This window comes from Pseudomonas sp. SDO5591_S426, assembly GCF_054070755.1.
The window spans coordinates 1-16,373 of record NZ_JBSVXD010000132.1; the positions used below are offsets into that span (position 1 = coordinate 1).

General features: G+C 57.5%; 18 protein-coding genes. 13 read left to right on the forward strand and 5 right to left on the reverse strand.

The genetic code is table 11. From position 1 onward, the window contains the following. Positions 1–63 precede the first annotated feature (63 nt). Positions 64–1,158, reverse strand: a complete 1,095-nt coding sequence (gene apbC / locus ACW9JC_RS21675) for an iron-sulfur cluster carrier protein ApbC (RefSeq protein WP_338582759.1) — start codon at positions 1,156–1,158, stop codon at positions 64–66. A gap of 230 nt (positions 1,159–1,388) precedes the next feature. On the opposite strand from apbC, the gene metG reads away from it, so the two are divergent. The 8 genes from metG to ACW9JC_RS21715 all read left to right on the forward strand — a co-directional run bounded on the left by metG (position 1,389) and on the right by ACW9JC_RS21715 (position 8,327). Beyond that, entirely contained in the window at positions 1,389–3,440 is a 2,052-nt protein-coding gene (gene metG / locus ACW9JC_RS21680) for a methionine--tRNA ligase (RefSeq protein WP_457457464.1), read from the forward strand. Between the two features lie 193 nt (positions 3,441–3,633). Then, complete coding sequence (locus ACW9JC_RS21685) at positions 3,634–4,203, forward strand: electron transport complex protein RnfA (RefSeq protein ID WP_457457466.1); 570 nt, start codon at positions 3,634–3,636, stop codon at positions 4,201–4,203. Continuing rightward, the gene (rsxB, locus tag ACW9JC_RS21690; protein ID WP_457457468.1) at positions 4,200–5,216 is read left to right on the forward strand and encodes an electron transport complex subunit RsxB; all 1,017 of its coding nucleotides are present in this window, start codon (positions 4,200–4,202) and stop codon (positions 5,214–5,216) included. Before ACW9JC_RS21685 ends, rsxB begins: the two co-directional genes overlap by 4 nt. Beyond that, positions 5,203–6,189, forward strand: a complete 987-nt coding sequence (locus tag ACW9JC_RS21695; protein WP_457457470.1) for an RnfABCDGE type electron transport complex subunit D — start codon at positions 5,203–5,205, stop codon at positions 6,187–6,189. Before rsxB ends, ACW9JC_RS21695 begins: the two co-directional genes overlap by 14 nt. Beyond that, positions 6,186–6,797, forward strand: coding sequence for an RnfABCDGE type electron transport complex subunit G (locus ACW9JC_RS21700; RefSeq protein ID WP_457457472.1), 612 nt, complete (start codon positions 6,186–6,188; stop codon positions 6,795–6,797). Before ACW9JC_RS21695 ends, ACW9JC_RS21700 begins: the two co-directional genes overlap by 4 nt. Beyond that, on the forward strand, positions 6,790–7,377 hold the full coding sequence (locus ACW9JC_RS21705; protein WP_457457474.1) for an Rnf-Nqr domain containing protein: 588 nt from the start codon (positions 6,790–6,792) through the stop codon (positions 7,375–7,377). Before ACW9JC_RS21700 ends, ACW9JC_RS21705 begins: the two co-directional genes overlap by 8 nt. Before the next feature lie 25 nt (positions 7,378–7,402). Beyond that, a complete protein-coding gene (gene nth, locus ACW9JC_RS21710; protein WP_457457476.1) occupies positions 7,403–8,041 on the forward strand; it encodes an endonuclease III in 639 nt (212 codons plus the stop codon). A gap of 106 nt (positions 8,042–8,147) precedes the next feature. Continuing rightward, positions 8,148–8,327, forward strand: a complete 180-nt coding sequence (locus ACW9JC_RS21715; protein ID WP_416126286.1) for a PA3496 family putative envelope integrity protein — start codon at positions 8,148–8,150, stop codon at positions 8,325–8,327. Positions 8,328–8,417: 90 nt separating this feature from the next. Here ACW9JC_RS21715 and ACW9JC_RS21720 read toward each other — a convergent pair whose 3' ends face one another. After that, positions 8,418–9,044 (reverse strand): response regulator transcription factor, encoded by a 627-nt coding sequence (locus tag ACW9JC_RS21720; RefSeq protein ID WP_338582775.1) that lies wholly within the window; start codon positions 9,042–9,044, stop codon positions 8,418–8,420. Between the two features lie 520 nt (positions 9,045–9,564). Here ACW9JC_RS21720 and ACW9JC_RS21725 point away from each other — a divergent pair. Then, entirely contained in the window at positions 9,565–10,209 is a 645-nt protein-coding gene (locus tag ACW9JC_RS21725) for a hypothetical protein (protein ID WP_457457479.1), read from the forward strand. Between the two features lie 84 nt (positions 10,210–10,293). On the opposite strand, the gene ACW9JC_RS21730 is transcribed toward ACW9JC_RS21725, so the two are convergent. Further along, positions 10,294–11,511 (reverse strand): argininosuccinate synthase, encoded by a 1,218-nt coding sequence (locus tag ACW9JC_RS21730; protein ID WP_008032151.1) that lies wholly within the window; start codon positions 11,509–11,511, stop codon positions 10,294–10,296. 129 nt (positions 11,512–11,640) lie between these two features. Next, entirely contained in the window at positions 11,641–12,546 is a 906-nt protein-coding gene (locus ACW9JC_RS21735; RefSeq protein ID WP_457457481.1) for a flagellar protein MotY, read from the reverse strand. Positions 12,547–12,705: 159 nt separating this feature from the next. Here ACW9JC_RS21735 and pyrC point away from each other — a divergent pair, with 159 nt between their 5' ends. Next, complete coding sequence (gene pyrC, locus ACW9JC_RS21740) at positions 12,706–13,752, forward strand: dihydroorotase (protein WP_338582782.1); 1,047 nt, start codon at positions 12,706–12,708, stop codon at positions 13,750–13,752. Beyond that, the gene (rnt, locus tag ACW9JC_RS21745) at positions 13,749–14,426 is read left to right on the forward strand and encodes a ribonuclease T (protein WP_056853601.1); all 678 of its coding nucleotides are present in this window, start codon (positions 13,749–13,751) and stop codon (positions 14,424–14,426) included. Before pyrC ends, rnt begins: the two co-directional genes overlap by 4 nt. Before the next feature lie 70 nt (positions 14,427–14,496). Here the strand turns inward: rnt and ACW9JC_RS21750 are convergent, their stop codons facing one another. Next, complete coding sequence (locus tag ACW9JC_RS21750; RefSeq protein ID WP_008057532.1) at positions 14,497–15,099, reverse strand: peroxiredoxin; 603 nt, start codon at positions 15,097–15,099, stop codon at positions 14,497–14,499. 304 nt (positions 15,100–15,403) lie between these two features. On the opposite strand from ACW9JC_RS21750, the gene ACW9JC_RS21755 reads away from it, so the two are divergent. Together ACW9JC_RS21755 and bfr are read left to right on the forward strand one after the other, a co-directional pair. After that, complete coding sequence (locus ACW9JC_RS21755) at positions 15,404–15,622, forward strand: bacterioferritin-associated ferredoxin (RefSeq protein WP_056853602.1); 219 nt, start codon at positions 15,404–15,406, stop codon at positions 15,620–15,622. A gap of 198 nt (positions 15,623–15,820) precedes the next feature. Then, the gene (bfr, locus tag ACW9JC_RS21760; protein ID WP_416126289.1) at positions 15,821–16,294 is read left to right on the forward strand and encodes a bacterioferritin; all 474 of its coding nucleotides are present in this window, start codon (positions 15,821–15,823) and stop codon (positions 16,292–16,294) included. Positions 16,295–16,373 lie beyond the last annotated feature (79 nt).

Below are 16,373 nucleotides of genomic sequence, written 5' to 3' on the forward strand. Positions count from 1 at the left end.
AGCCGATCCATGTAGGAGCTGTCGAGCGAAGCGAGGCTGCGATCTTTTAACAGACGTCGCGAATCAATCGTCGCTGACGCTGATGTTCGGCATCGCTGGCGTCAACGCTTCCTGCAACACGATCCGCGCGCCAACGTGGCGGGCCAGCTCCTGATAAACCAGCGCTATCGGACTGTCAGGCTCGGCGATCACCGTTGGCTTGCCGCCATCGGCCTGCTCGCGGATGGCCATAGCCAACGGCAACGAGGCCAGCAGCTCAACGCCATATTGGTTGGCCAGTTTCACCCCGCCGCCCTCACCGAACAGATGCTCGGCATGTCCGCAGTTCGAGCAGATGTGCACGGCCATGTTTTCCACCACGCCCAGCACCGGAATGTTGACCTTGCGGAACATTTCCACGCCTTTGCGCGCGTCAAGCAACGCCAGGTCTTGTGGTGTGGTGACGATCACTGCACCGGCTACCGGGACTTTCTGCGCCAGGGTCAACTGTATATCGCCAGTGCCTGGCGGCATGTCGATGACCAGATAATCCAGGTCGCCCCAAGCGGTTTGAGTGACCAGTTGCAGCAAGGCGCCGGAAACCATCGGCCCGCGCCAGACCATCGGTGTGTTGTCGTCGGTCAGGAAGGCCATGGACATCACTTCGACGCCATGGGATTTGAGCGGCACAAACCACTTCTGGTCCTTTATTTCAGGACGAGTGCGCTCCGGGATGCCGAACATGATGCCCTGGCTCGGACCGTAGATGTCCGCATCGAGAATACCGACCTTGGCGCCTTCGCGGGCCAGGGCCAATGCCAGGTTGGCAGCGGTGGTGGATTTACCCACGCCACCCTTGCCGGAAGCCACGGCCACCACGTTCTTGACGTTGGCCAGGCCAGGAATCTGCGCCTGGGCCTTGTGCGCGGCAATGACGCTGGTGATGTCGACGCGGGCCGACGTTACGCCGTCGAGGCCTTCGATAGCCATTTGCAGCATCTGCGCCCAGCCGCTCTTGAACAGACCGGCGGCGTAACCCAATTCGAGCTGGACGCTGACGCGGTCGCCCTGAACTTCAATGTTGCGCACGCACCCGGCGCTGACCGGGTCCTGGTTCAGGTAAGGGTCGGTGTATTGGCGAAGGACGGCTTCCACCGCTGCGCGATTGACGGCGCTCATGGGCAACTCCGAAAACAGGACTTGGAAAAGATGACGGCTATCGTACCTTAAAAGATCGCAGCCTTCGGCAGCTCCTACAGATGTACGCCGATTCCCTGTAGGAGCTGACGAAGGCTGCGATCTTTTGATCTTCTCTCGCTGTTCATCCAATGAAACAGGCTCACAGGGTGAAAAATATGCGCCGCCGCTTTATAGTGGCCGACCTCCGTTTCATCAAGTAGCCGAGCCCCATGTCCGAGCCACGCAAGATCCTCGTCACCAGCGCCCTGCCCTACGCCAATGGTTCGATTCACCTTGGCCATATGCTGGAATACATCCAGACCGATATGTGGGTGCGCTTCCAGAAGCACCGCGGCAACCAATGCATTTATGTCTGCGCCGACGACGCCCACGGTTCGGCGATCATGCTGCGCGCGGAAAAAGAAGGCATCACCCCGGAACAACTGATCGCCAACGTGCAGGCTGAACACAGCGCCGACTTTGCCGAGTTCCTGGTGGACTTCGACAACTTCCACTCCACTCACGCCGAAGAAAACCGTGAGCTGTCGAGCCAGATCTACCTGAAGCTGCGCGACGCCGGGCACATCGCCACGCGTTCGATCACGCAGTATTTCGACCCGGAAAAGAAAATGTTCCTGGCCGACCGCTTCATCAAGGGCACCTGCCCGAAATGCGGCACCGAAGACCAGTACGGCGACAACTGCGAAAAATGCGGTGCGACCTACGCGCCGACCGACCTGAAAGATCCGAAGTCGGCGATCTCCGGCGCCACCCCGGTGCTCAAGGATTCTCAGCACTTCTTCTTCAAGTTGCCGGACTTCCAGGAAATGCTGCAAACCTGGACCCGCAGCGGCACCCTGCAGGACGCCGTGGCCAACAAGATCGCCGAGTGGCTGGACGCCGGCCTGCAACAGTGGGACATCTCCCGCGATGCGCCGTACTTCGGTTTCGAAATCCCTGACGAGCCGGGCAAGTACTTCTATGTGTGGCTGGATGCGCCGATCGGCTACATGGCCAGCTTCAAGAACCTCTGCAACCGCACGCCGGAGCTGGACTTCGACGCGTTCTGGAACAAAGATTCCACTGCAGAGCTTTACCATTTCATCGGCAAGGACATCGTCAACTTCCACGCCCTGTTCTGGCCAGCCATGCTCGAAGGCGCGGGCTACCGCAAGCCGACCGGCATCAACGTGCACGGCTACCTGACCGTCAACGGCCAGAAAATGTCCAAGTCCCGTGGCACCTTCATCAAGGCCCGGACCTACCTGGATCACCTGTCGCCGGAATACCTGCGTTATTACTACGCTGCCAAGCTGGGCCGTGGCGTTGATGACCTCGACCTGAACCTCGAAGACTTCGTGCAGAAGGTCAACTCTGACCTGGTGGGCAAAGTCGTCAACATCGCCAGCCGTTGCGCCGGGTTCATCAACAAAGGCAATGCCGGCGTGATGGTCGACACCAACGCCGCGCCGGAACTGACCGACGCATTCCTGGCCGCCGCGCCGAGCATCGCCGACGCCTATGAAGCCCGCGACTTTGCCCGCGCCATGCGCGAGATCATGGGCCTGGCCGACCGTGCCAACGCCTGGATCGCCGACAAGGCACCGTGGTCGCTGAACAAACAGGAAGGCAAGCAGGATGAAGTCCAGGCCATCTGCGCCACGGGCGTTAACCTGTTCCGCCAGTTGGTGATCTTCCTCAAGCCTGTGCTGCCGCTGCTGGCCGCCGATGCCGAGGCGTTCCTCAACGTCGCGCCACTGACCTGGAACGACCACGCGACCTTGCTCAGCAACCATCAGCTGAACGAGTTCAAGCCGTTGATGACCCGAATCGACCCGGTCAAGGTGCAAGCCATGACCGACGCTTCGAAAGAAGACCTGACCGCCAGCCAGACCGACACCGGTGCAGCCGCGCCTGCCGGCAATGGCGAACTCGCCAAGGACCCGCTGTCGCCGGAAATCGAGTTCGACACTTTCGCGGCAGTCGATTTGCGCGTCGCACTGATCGTCAAAGCTGAGCACGTGGAAGGCGCCGACAAGCTGTTGCGCCTGACCCTCGACATCGGCGACGAGACCCGCAACGTGTTCTCCGGTATCAAGAGCGCTTACCCGGACCCGTCCAAGCTCGATGGTCGCCTGACCATGATGATCGCCAACCTCAAGCCACGGAAAATGAAGTTCGGCATCTCCGAAGGCATGGTGATGGCGGCGGGTCCTGGCGGTGAAGAAATCTACCTGCTGAGCCCTGACAGCGGCGCCAAGCCTGGTCAGCGCATCAAGTAAGTTTCTGCGGTAAACCGATCCCACAGTCGTGCCCGGTGCGACTGTGGGATTTTCATGTCTGGCCCATACTATCTATCAGGTCTGGCTTCTTGTAGGAGCTGCCGCAGGCTGCGATCTTTTGATCTTGGCTTTTTCAAGGATCGCAGCCTGTGGCAGCTCCTACAGTCTCATCCAGCATGTGATATGGACGATCATGACCGAAGCACTGCTTACGCTCATCAGCACAGCCTTGATCAACAACCTCGTGTTGCACTGGCCGCTGGGCGTCGATCCGCTGTTGGCCAGCGAGCGGCGGCAGGTCCATGCGCTGGGTATCGCGACCACGTGTTTGATGCTGATCACCGGCATGTTCGGCTACGCGCTCTATCACTGGTTGCTGGTGCCACTGGATCTGACAGCCCTGCGTCTGTTCGTGTTTCTACCGCTGAGCGTCTTGCTGATCGGCCCACTACTGAAGGTGCTTTCAACAGCCTTTTCGAAGTTGTCGTTCGAAGGCCTTTGGCCGCTGCTGCTGGGCAACGCGGGCGTGCTTGGAGTGGCGTTGCTCAACGTCCAGGATGACCGTGGTTTGTTTCACGCCGCAGCCCTGAGCCTCGGTGCCGGGCTCGGTTTCTGGCTGGTGCTGAGCCTGTTCAACGACCTGCGCCAGCGCACACTTGATAATGATGTTCCCCTGCCCTTTCGCGGCTTGCCGATCGACCTGATCGGCGCCGGATTGATCGCAGTGGCCTTTCTCGGATTCAGCGGACTGATCAAAACATGAGTCTGATTCAACGCATCGACGCGCTCTTGCCGCAGACCCAATGCGGCAAGTGCGGCCATCCCGGATGCAAGCCCTACGCCGAAGGCATCGCCAGCGGTGAGCCGATCAACAAGTGCCCACCGGGCGGCAACGAAACCATCAACGCCTTGGCCGAACTGCTGAACGTGCCGGTGTTGGAACTGGATGTCAGCCGTGGTTCGGCCCCGGCGCAAATTGCCTACATCCGCGAGGCCGAGTGCATCGGCTGCACCAAATGCATTCAGGCCTGCCCGGTAGACGCCATCGTCGGTGCGGCCAAGTTAATGCACACGGTGATCATCGACGAGTGCACCGGTTGTGACCTCTGCGTGGCGCCATGTCCGGTGGACTGCATCGAGATGCATCCGCTGCCTACGGCCGCGGTGCTGCCGATTGTCGGTGGGCTGGCGTTCAGTCTTGAAGAGCAACGCGCCCGCGCCGCCAAACGCAATCACGCGCGGGACCGTTTCGAGCAACGCAACGCCCGTTTGCGACGCGAGGAACAACAAAAAGCCGCCGAGCGCGAGGCCCGTGCACAACGCGCCGCCCAACCGAGCGAAGTGAAGCTCGACCCGGTGCAGGCCGCCCTTGAGCGCGTCCGCGCACAGAAGGTCGCCAATGCCGATGCGGCGTTGAAAAAAGCCAAGATCGATGTGGCCATGAGCCGCGCGCAACTGACCAAGTCGCTCAAGGCATTCGGCCATCCGCCGACCTTCGAACAGCAGTCGCAGTTGATTGTCCTGCAACAACAGTTTGAAGCCGCCGAACAAGCCCTGGCTCAGCTCGAAATCACCGCGCCACCAGCACCGCCGCCCGTTTCTGCGCCAGCACCAGCGAAGGATGCCGAGCTGAAACGGGCGAAGATCCAATTGGCCATGCGCCGCGCCGAGCTGAAGAAAGCCCAGACCAGCGAAGCGCCCGCCGAGCAGATCGAAGCCCTGGAGCAGGCACTGCGCGAAGCCGAACGGCAGGTGGACGCCCATGCCGCCCCTTGAATCGGTCGACGAGCGTCTGCAGCAGGCCATGAAGCTGGTTCTGCTGGCGACGCTGCCAGGCATGCTGGCGTTGTTCTGGTTTTACGGTTGGGGCGTTTTGATCAACCTGATCCTGGCAGGCATTGGTGCGCTGGCGGCTGAAGCGGCGGTGCTGCGATTGCGCAAGCGTGCGCTCAAGCCGACCTTGATCGACGGCAGCGCCCTGGTCAGCGCCACACTGCTGGCATTGGCCTTGCCGCCTTATTGCCCGTGGTGGCTGACAGGCAGTGCCGCTGCCTCGGCCATGCTTTTCGGTAAGCATCTGTATGGCGGCGTCGGCAGTAATCCGTTCAATCCGGCGATGCTCGGTTTCGCCTTGGTGATAGTGATGTTTCCGCAACAGATGACCCACTGGCCAGCGTCCCATGGCATGGATCTGTCGGGCGGTATCCAACAAGTATTCGGTTTCGGCGAAAACCCGGACGCCTGGGTCCGGGCCACCGCACTGGACAGTCTGCGAATCAACAAAAGCCTGACCATGGATGAACTGTTCGCGGCGAATCCGGCGTTTGGGCGCTTCGGCGGCCACGGCGTGGAATGGGTGAATCTGGCCTTTCTCGCGGGTGGTGCATTTCTGCTGCAACGACGCGTGTTCAGCTGGCATGCGCCGGTCGGCATGCTTGCCAGCCTGTTCATCATCAGTCTGTTGTGCTGGAACGGATCGGGCTCCGATTCCCATGGCTCACCGCTGTTTCATTTGCTCACCGGCGCCAGCATGCTCGGTGCGTTCTTCATCGTTACAGAACCGGTATCGGGCGCCAAAAGTCCGGGTGCGCGTCTGCTGTTCGGCATTGGCGTCGGGCTGCTGACCTATCTGATTCGTACGTGGGGCGGCTATCCGGACGGCGTGGCTTTTGCCGTGCTGTTGATGAACCTCTGTATGCCGGCGCTGGAACGATTCGTCGCCACCAGACAGGAGCGGATTACGCCATGAGCCGAGCGTCGAGTGTTGCCATCCTGGCGTTATTGGCCACCTTCGGGATTGGCCTGAGCTATCTGGCACAACACAACAGCGCGCCACGGATCGCGGCCGAACAGCGCCTGATCGACAGTCGCAACCTGCTGGACCTGCTGCCGCCCGACAGCTACGACAATAAGCCGCTGGAGCAACCGCTCACACTCGAAAACACCGCACTGGGCAACAGCACGCTGCTGGCGGGCTACCGGGCGACCAAGGCCAACCAGGCTTACGCCGTGTTGTTGCGTAGCCAGACCGTGGGCTATGCAGGCACCATCGACTTGCTGATCGCCATCGACTTCAATGGCAGACTGATTGGCGTCAAAACCCTCAAGCAAACCGAAACCCCGGGACTCGGCGCGCGAATTGCCGACTGGCCCAACGCCTGGCTTCAAACGCTTTCCGGTAAGTCCAGAACTGATCCTGACGACAAAGGCTGGGCCTTGAAAAAGGATCAAGGACAGTTCGATCAGATTGCCGGAGCGACCATCACTTCAAGAGCAGTGATCAACGCCACCCACGATGCACTGCGCTACTTCGATGAACACCGGCAACAACTGCTCGGGAGCGCCTCCCATGAGTAAGTCATCGCTACTGCAGAACTCATTGATGCTCGCGCCACTCATCGGCGCTACCGGGTCACTGGTGAGCGCTCTGGGCCTGTGGCTGATGTTCATTGTCGTGATCAGTGTTTTTGGCCTGGGCATGAACGCCTTGCGGTCGCGTCTGCTTCCCGCGACTCACTTGCCGGCAAGCGTACTGCTTGCGGCAACACTGACCAGTTGCGCCGAACTTGGCGCGCAGGTCTGGTCACTGCAATGGCATCAACAGGTGGGGATCTACGCAGCGTTGATTGCCCTGCAATGCATAGTGCTGGAACGCAGCGGGTTCTTTCAAAGCACTTGGCGAGATCGTCTGCGCCTGTGCGGCTTGTTCGGCGGATTGATGGTGGGTCTGGGCCTGCTCCGCGAACTCATGGGTTACGGCACACTCGGCAATCATTTACCGTGGCTGGTTGCTGCGACACAAGCGCAATGGCAAGGCTGGATGCTGACCGCCGACGGTGGTTTACGTTTGGCCACGCTTGCCCCTGGTGGTTTCATTCTGCTGGGGTTGCTGATTGCCGGATGGCAAGCCTGGCACCGCCCGACACCTTCAAACTGACTGCCTTCGAGGAAACGCACTGCCCATGAATGCCGCAAAACGTCTGGAAATTTTCCGCAGGTTGCATGAAGACAACCCGGAACCGAAGACCGAACTGGCCTATTCCTCTCCGTTTGAATTGCTGATTGCGGTGATTCTGTCGGCGCAATCGACCGATGTCGGCGTCAACAAGGCCACGGCAAAACTGTACCCGGTCGCCAATACACCCGCGGCAATCCATGCCTTGGGCGTCGAAGGGCTGTCGGAATACATCAAGACCATCGGCCTGTTCAACAGCAAAGCGAAAAACGTGATCGAGACCTGCCGCTTGCTGGTGGAGCATCATGCCGGTGAAGTGCCGCAGACTCGTGAAGAACTTGAAGCCCTGCCCGGCGTGGGTCGCAAGACCGCCAACGTGGTGCTCAACACCGCATTCCGCCAGTTGACCATGGCCGTGGACACCCACATTTTCCGGGTCAGCAACCGCACCGGCATTGCGCCTGGCAAGAATGTGGTCGAGGTCGAGAAAAAACTGATGAAGTTCGTGCCCAAGGAATACCTGCTCGATTCCCACCACTGGTTGATCCTTCACGGACGCTACGTTTGCCTGGCCCGCAAGCCTCGTTGCGGCAGTTGCCGGATCGAAGACTTGTGCGAATTCAAGCAAAAGACCTCGGACGATTGAGTCACTATTGAATTTATTGATTTATCGATTGAAAAAATCTTTTTTACCCGCCGGGAGATTGTCGATATAAGGAGCCCCAAAGGCAGCCTTAGCCTGGAGTAACTAAATGAGCACTGGCAAAGAGCAAATGGACGTAGAGGACGACTTCACTCCTGTTGAGGACGCTGAAGCCGAACCTGTGGTTGAAGTAGCAAAAACCAACCTGAGCAAGCGCCGCACCATCGACAACCTGCTGGAGGAGCGCCGACTGCAAAAGCAATTGGCCGATTACGACTTTGATTTATGACACCTGAAAGCCTCCCGAAACGGAGGCTTTTTTCTTCGTACCGACCGCGGTAAATGCCCATTCATCGCGCATCAACACTGCAGATAAAAATCACACTAATCCGTTGCGCTGAGCCAGCTCGATCAGATCGACCAGCGAACGCGCATTCAACTTCAACAGCAATCGGGTCTTGTAAGTGCTGACGGTTTTATTGCTAAGGAACATTCCATCGGCAATTTCCTTATTGGTCTTGCCCCTGGCCAACTGTTGCAGAACCATCATTTCCCGCCCTGACAGACGATCCACCATATCGGCTTCACTTGCATTGCCCAGACTGGCACGTACGGTATGCAAGGCTTGATTTGGGAAGTAACTGTAGCCGGACAAAACCGCCTTTATTGCACTGAGCAGTTCCGTTAGATCCTGTTGTTTGCAGACGTAGCCGGCGGCCCCCGACTGCATGCATCGCATGGAAAAGTGCCCCGGCGCCTGGGAAGTCAATATCAGAACTTTCATGGGCATCGCTGCCGAGGACAGTCGTGCAATAACTTCCAGCCCATCCAGTTTCGGTATTCCTATATCCAGAATGACAATATCCGGCATATGTTCACGGGCAAGTTGCAATGCATCCACGCCATTATCCGTTTCTGCGATGACTTCGTAGCCATGACGCTCCATCAGCATACGTACCGCAAGACGAATGACGGGGTGATCATCCACGATCAGCACTTTATTCATGGGCAAGTCCAATTTTCGCTGTTCGAATTTTTAGAGCCCGCACAATAGCCTAGTCGTTTCCCCCATGGCATGCCGCTCCCCCCGGCCACCCGCACCGAGAGACATTCCCTACAAACATCGCGGATTAATCTTACAAAAACTCCTCGAACTCAGCGTAGCGAAAACTGTATTGGCGTTACGCAAGCGAATTTTTCAGGAAGTTTTTTGTATCGACTTACAACTAAAAAAACTGGACCACGCGCTCCGAAGTAGCAATCCAACGAGCCTTCAGCAGGAAATCCCACTTAAAAGTAACGGCTATTTTCGACGCTTGAACTCATAACAGAAATATCACACACAAAGTATCCACATACTCTTACAGCAAAAAACCAAAACTGAACAATCATTAATAGCGTACAAACAAACCAGCACCATCCATACGATGTATATTTGAAATAAACATTCAAACCAAAAAACCCACAAACCAAACACAACCCTTCATTCAATATTCGAGAAAAGACAAACAAAATGAGTAGACAACATGATCGAAAACCAAAAGAGAATCACCAACCCTATTACTGTTATTGCCATATTCGCGACGCTGTCGGAAACTTCCGCTGCCGTTTCACTGCCTTTTCTGGATAACAAAGAACGGGAAATCTACATCTGGTTCCTGATAATTTTTCCTTTTTACTTGCTGCTACTGTTCTTCGCCACGCTCAATTTCAACTACCGGTCGTTGTACGCGCCTTCAGACTTCGCAAAGGGAAAGGACTTCCTGAAAGTACTGGACGGTGAGACCCAGCGGGATGGGACCATAAAAGATCGTCGGCCCACCAGTCCTTGTACTGCACAAGCTCCACCAGTCGAGATCAATGTACAAAATTCGCGCACGGTTAAGCATCACGTTCGGTTGCACGAGGCACTGGCAGACCTGTACATCATCGATGCACGCTGGATGAGCAAAAAAATGGAATTCAGCACGTTGCTGGAAAAGACAGAGGAATTACCGGAAAGACAGGCTCACGTATTTCTGTTTCTCACAGGTGAGGATTCAGAAAGATTGCTTAAGGAATGCGCACTCAAATACTCAAAACAGGCAAAAAAACGCGGCAGTGCCACTTTCTGCGTTGTTTACAATTTGAGTTCACATGGGATGACGGTGATTGATCAGTGCAGCGACTGACACACAACAATCGACAGGGAAAACGCTTTCAGATCGGTGGCCTCGTCCCTGACGAGGCCACCCATCCATTACAGCTCAAAGGCCTCAGAACAGCTTGCGGCCTTTGTTAGCGGCGATGCGCATGCGCAGCGCGTTGAGCTTGATGAAGCCCGCAGCGTCGGCCTGGTTGTAGGCGCCGCCATCTTCTTCGAAGGTGGCAATGTTGGCGTCGAACAACGACTCATCGGACTTGCGGCCGGTGACGATCACGTTGCCCTTGTACAGCTTCAGGCGCACGACGCCATTAACGTGAGCCTGGGACGCATCGATCATCTGTTGCAACATCAGACGCTCGGGGCTCCACCAGTAACCGGTGTAGATCAGGCTGGCGTACTTCGGCATCAGCTCGTCTTTGAGGTGAGCCACTTCGCGGTCCAGGGTGATCGATTCGATCGCACGGTGCGCGCGCAGCATGATGGTGCCGCCTGGGGTTTCGTAGCAGCCACGGGACTTCATGCCCACGTAACGGTTCTCGACGATGTCCAGACGACCGATACCGTGTTCGCCACCGATACGGTTCAGGGTCGCCAGCACGGTGGCCGGGGTCATTTCGACGCCGTCCAGTGCGACGATGTCGCCGTTGCGGTAGGTCAGTTCCAGGTACTGCGCTTTGTCAGGAGCCTTCTCCGGGGAGACGGTCCATTTCCACATGTCTTCTTCGTGCTCGGTCCAGGTGTCTTCCAGCACGCCGCCTTCATAGGAGATATGCAGCAGGTTGGCATCCATCGAGTACGGGGATTTTTTCTTGCCGTGGCGCTCGATCGGGATCGCGTGCTTTTCAGCGTAATCCATCAGCTTCTCACGGGACAGCAGGTCCCATTCGCGCCACGGAGCGATCACTTTCACACCTGGTTTCAAGGCGTAGGCGCCCAGTTCGAAACGAACCTGGTCGTTACCCTTGCCGGTGGCGCCGTGGGAAATGGCGTCAGCGCCGGTTTCGTTGGCGATTTCGATCAGACGCTTGGCGATCAACGGACGAGCGATGGAAGTACCCAGCAGGTACTCGCCTTCGTAAACGGTATTGGCGCGGAACATCGGGAACACGAAATCGCGCACGAACTCTTCGCGCAGGTCGTCGATGTAGATTTCTTTGACGCCCATGGCCTGAGCCTTGGCGCGTGCCGGTTCGACCTCTTCGCCCTGACCCAGGTCAGCGGTGAAGGTCACGACTTCACAGTTATAAGTATCCTGCAGCCACTTGAGGATCACCGAAGTGTCCAGGCCGCCGGAATACGCCAGAACGACCTTGTTTACGTCCGCCATGCCATCACTCCACGGGGTTCTACGGAAAGCCGGGAAGTCTACCGCTCATACAGAATAATTTACAGTGGCGCGACAGCTAATGACGACGAAGCGACAGATTATGTCGAGAGCGCGACGATGACCGATGAGTCAGGAAGTTGCTGACGTGGCGGGTTTCGTTGCTTGAGGGGCCACTTGTTCTGGTGGCGCGCCTCGCTCCAGACGTATCGCTACCCGGCGGTTTTTCGAGCGGTTGGCGTTGTTGGAATTCGGCGCCAGCGGGTAACGCTCGCCGTGGAAACGCATGGTGATTTGCGATTCGAGGATGCCGTTGGCCTTGAAGAACTCCATCACCGCCAATGCCCGGCGTCGCGACAGGTCACGATTGGTCAGGCGATTGCCGCTGTTGTCCGAGTGGCCATCGAGTTCGATGTGATTGACCGTCGGATCGGCCTTCATGAACTCCAGCATTACCTGCAACTTGGCTTTCGCGGCTGCATCCAGATCGATACCACCGCCGGGAAAACCGACTTCGGATTGTTTCACCTGATCGAAGTTCTGCGGCAACAGCTTGGCCACGCAGCCCTGATAATCGGCAAAGGCCTTATTGAACTTGACCGGCAACAAGCGCACTTCCGACACCCGCCCATCGCCCGAGGAGTGTCGAACCACGGGACTGCGCCCGTCCATCAGACCGCTGATCAAGCGCCCGGCCTGCACTTGCGAACTGTTGAACAACACATTGCCGCTGCCGATTCGTACGGAGCCGAGATTGATGTCGCCACGCCCCGGTTGCCACGGCGCAGCGGCGGCCAACAGGGTAGCCGAGCCACCGCCCATCATTGCGTTGTAGGCGTTCAGACGAAACGTCGCCTGCTCGCCCGCGCGACGCACGAACTGGCCCGAACCGAAATCGGTTATCGGCTGAGTCAGGCGGCACTCGAACTTGTCGCCTTCGACCGTCCACTCGATGCTCTCCAGACGAGTCTGGAAAGTGAGCGCCATCGCAGGAAGGCTGGCAAACACACTGAGCAAGGCTAAATAACGCTGGCGCACGGGAGGCTCCACTGGCTTCGACAACAAAAAGACCGACACACAGATATTTACGGCATACCTGTTGGATATCGGAAGCTTGCGGCAAAACTTGATAGCGAGTGCCTGCAAGAGTCTTTTCCGGTAGCATTCCCCTCAGTTTGACCCGCCTGGAATCCCCTCATGTCCGACCGCCTGACCCTGCTGCGTCCCGACGACTGGCACATTCATCTTCGCGATGGTGCTGTGTTGACCAATACCGTCGCGGATGTCGCGCGCACCTTTGGTCGCGCGATCATCATGCCCAACCTGGTACCTCCGGTCCGCAATGCGGCTGAGGCCGACGGCTACCGCCAGCGAATTCTCGCTGCCCGCCCGGCCGGCAGTTCGTTCGAACCGCTGATGGTGCTGTACCTCACCGACCGCACCCAGCCTGAAGAAATCCGCGAGGCCAAGGCCAGCGGCTTCGTGCACGCCGCCAAGCTGTACCCGGCCGGCGCGACCACCAACTCGGACTCTGGCGTCACCAGCATCGACAAGATTTTCCCGGCGATCGAGGCCATGGCCGAAGTCGGGATGCCTTTGTTGATCCACGGTGAAGTCACCCGCGGCGATGTCGACGTGTTCGACCGCGAAAAAATCTTCATCGATGAGCACATGCGTCGTGTGGTCGAGCGTTTCCCTACGCTCAAAGTGGTGTTTGAACACATCACCACCGGCGACGCCGTGCAGTTCGTCAACTCGGCCCCGGCCAACGTTGGCGCAACCATCACCGCGCATCACCTTTTGTACAACCGCAACCACATGCTGGTGGGCGGGATTCGGCCGCACTTCTACTGCCTGCCGATCCTCAAGCGCAACACGCACCAGGAAGCCCTGCTCGACGCCGCCACCAGCGGCAGCGAAAAGTTCTTCCTCGGTACCGACTCGGCGCCCCACGCCCAGCATGCCAAGGAAGCCGCCTGCGGTTGCGCCGGTTGCTACACCGCTTACGCGGCGATCGAGATGTACGCCGAAGCCTTTGAACAGCGCAACGCGCTGGACAAGCTCGAAGCCTTCGCCAGCCTCAACGGCCCGCGTTTCTATGGCCTGCCGGCGAACACCGATCGCATTACCCTGGTTCGCGAAGAATGGACCGCCCCGACCAGCCTGCCGTTCGGCGAGCTGACCGTTATCCCGCTGCGCGCCGGTGAAAAACTGCGCTGGCGCCTGCTGGAGGAACACGCGTGAGTGAAGACCATTTCGACGACGAACAGGAAGGTCAAGGCGGTGGCGGCGGTTCCCGTCACCCGATGGCCGCACGGTTTCGTGGCTACCTGCCCGTTGTCGTCGACGTAGAAACCGGTGGCTTCAACTCGGCCACCGACGCCCTGCTGGAAATCGCCGCAACCACCATCGCCATGGATGAAAAGGGTTTTGTTTACCCGGATCACACCTACTTCTTCCGCGTCGAGCCTTTCGAAGGCGCGAACGTCGAAGCCGCAGCCCTGGAGTTCACCGGGATCAAGCTCGATCACCCACTGCGCATGGCAGTGAGTGAAGAGACGGCCCTGAACGATATCTTCCGCGGCGTGCGCAAGGCATTGAAGGCCAACGGCTGCAAGCGGGCGATTCTGGTCGGGCACAACAGCAGTTTTGACCTGGGCTTCCTCAACGCAGCGGTTGCGCGTCTGGACATGAAGCGCAACCCGTTCCATCCATTCTCCAGTTTCGACACCGCGACCCTCGCCGGCCTGGCATACGGTCAAACCGTACTCGCCAAAGCCTGCCAGGCAGCGGACATCGACTTCGACGGTCGCGAGGCTCACTCGGCTCGCTATGACACCGAGAAGACCGCCGAGCTGTTCTGCGGCATCGTCAATCGCTGGAAACAGATGGGTGGCTGGGAAGATTTCGACGACTGACAGGTCAGTTAAATCCCGACCATAAAAAAACCGGCCTCGATGGCCGGTTTTTTTGTACCTGGAGCGTGCCTTACAGAGCGGCAGCGTGCTCGGTCAGGTAAGCCGCAACGCCTTCTGGCGAAGCGTTCATACCTTTGTCGCCTTTCTTCCAGTTGGCAGGGCAGACTTCGCCGTGCTCTTCGTGGAATTGCAGAGCGTCAACCAGACGCAGCAGCTCTTCCATGTTACGGCCCAGCGGCAGGTCGTTGATGATCTGCGAACGGACAACGCCTTTGTCGTCGATCAGGAACGCGCCACGGAATGCAACGCCGTCAGCGGACTGAACGTCGTAGGCCTTCATGATTTCCTGCTTGATGTCGGCAGCCATGGTGTAACGAACTGCGCCGATGCCACCATCGTTTACCGGAGTGTTGCGCCAGGCGTTGTGGGTGAAGTGCGAATCGATCGACACAGCGACCACTTCAACGTTGCGTGCCTTGAACTCGGACATGCGGTTGTCCAGAGCGATCAGCTCCGACGGGCAAACGAAGGTGAAGTCCAGTGGGTAGAAGAACACCAGGCCGTATTTGCCTTTGATGGCCGACGACAGGGTGAAGCTGTCTACGATTTCGCCATTGCCGAGTACGGCCGGTACGGTGAAGTCAGGGGCTTGTTTGCCTACGAGTACGCTCATTGGATATCTCCTGGTGTAGAAGCGTGAAAAACATGGTTCGCATCAGCCTGCCATCCATAGACGACAGCCCTGTGACACGAACCCGTTTCGAAAAGACCGGCCATCATACACTGCGTGTTTGACCTGTCCTCAACGGTTTTTCCCGCAGACGCAAAAATCGCCCCGGCAAAATCCGCTCCCGCGCGCCGAAGGAAAACCGTTCGTCAGCCTTGACGAAAAGTGCCCGCAAAGCACTTTGACAATCATTCTCGTTAACATTAAGATCCATCGCATTCGAGACATAAACAAGCGACGGTCTTCTCTTATGTATGTTTGCCTCTGCACTGGTGTCACCGACGGTAAAATCCGCGATGCGATCTATGAAGGATGCTGCAGCTATAAAGAAGTCCGTTTGGCCACCGGCGTTGCCAGTCAATGTGGCAAATGTGCCTGTCTTGCCAAGGAAGTGGTTCGCGAAACCCTGATGGAGCTGCAGACAGCCCAGGCCGCGATTCCTTTTCCAGCAGAATTTACAGCTGCGTAAATACCGAAACTCAAAGAACCGGACTCATGTCCGGTTTTTTTATGCCTGAAAATCAACTAGTTATGCTCTAGACGCGGAACACAAACATTCTTATTCCGATTAATTTTCATATATTATTCAATAACTTAGGTTTGACACTCTTAGTTGCGCGGCTCAAACTCTGCCTTATAGACAGCTAATACAGGGCAGGACCCCATCATGAAAGGCGACATTACAGTCATCCAGCATCTCAACAAGATCCTTGCCAATGAGCTGGTCGCGATCAACCAATACTTTCTGCATGCGCGGATGTATGAAGATTGGGGTCTGAACAAGCTGGGCAAGCACGAGTACCACGAATCCATCGACGAGATGAAACACGCGGACAAGCTGATCAAGCGCATCCTGTTCCTTGAAGGCCTGCCGAACGTCCAGGACCTGGGCAAGCTGCACATCGGCGAGCACACCAAGGAAATGATCGAGTGTGACCTGCGTATCGAGAAGACCGGCCACGCCGATCTGAAGGTAGCGATCGCTCATTGCGAAAAAGTCGGCGACTTCGGTAGCCGTGAACTGCTTGAAGACATCCTCGAGTCCGAAGAAGAACATATCGACTGGCTGGAAACCCAACTTGGCCTGATCGACAAGATTGGTATCGAGAACTATCTGCAATCGCAGATGGGTGAAGAGTAGGAGCTGTCGAGTGAAACGAGGCTGCGATCTTTGCAGCGCGCCACTCCAGTAACTTGTTAATCAAATAAAAAGCCCCGCC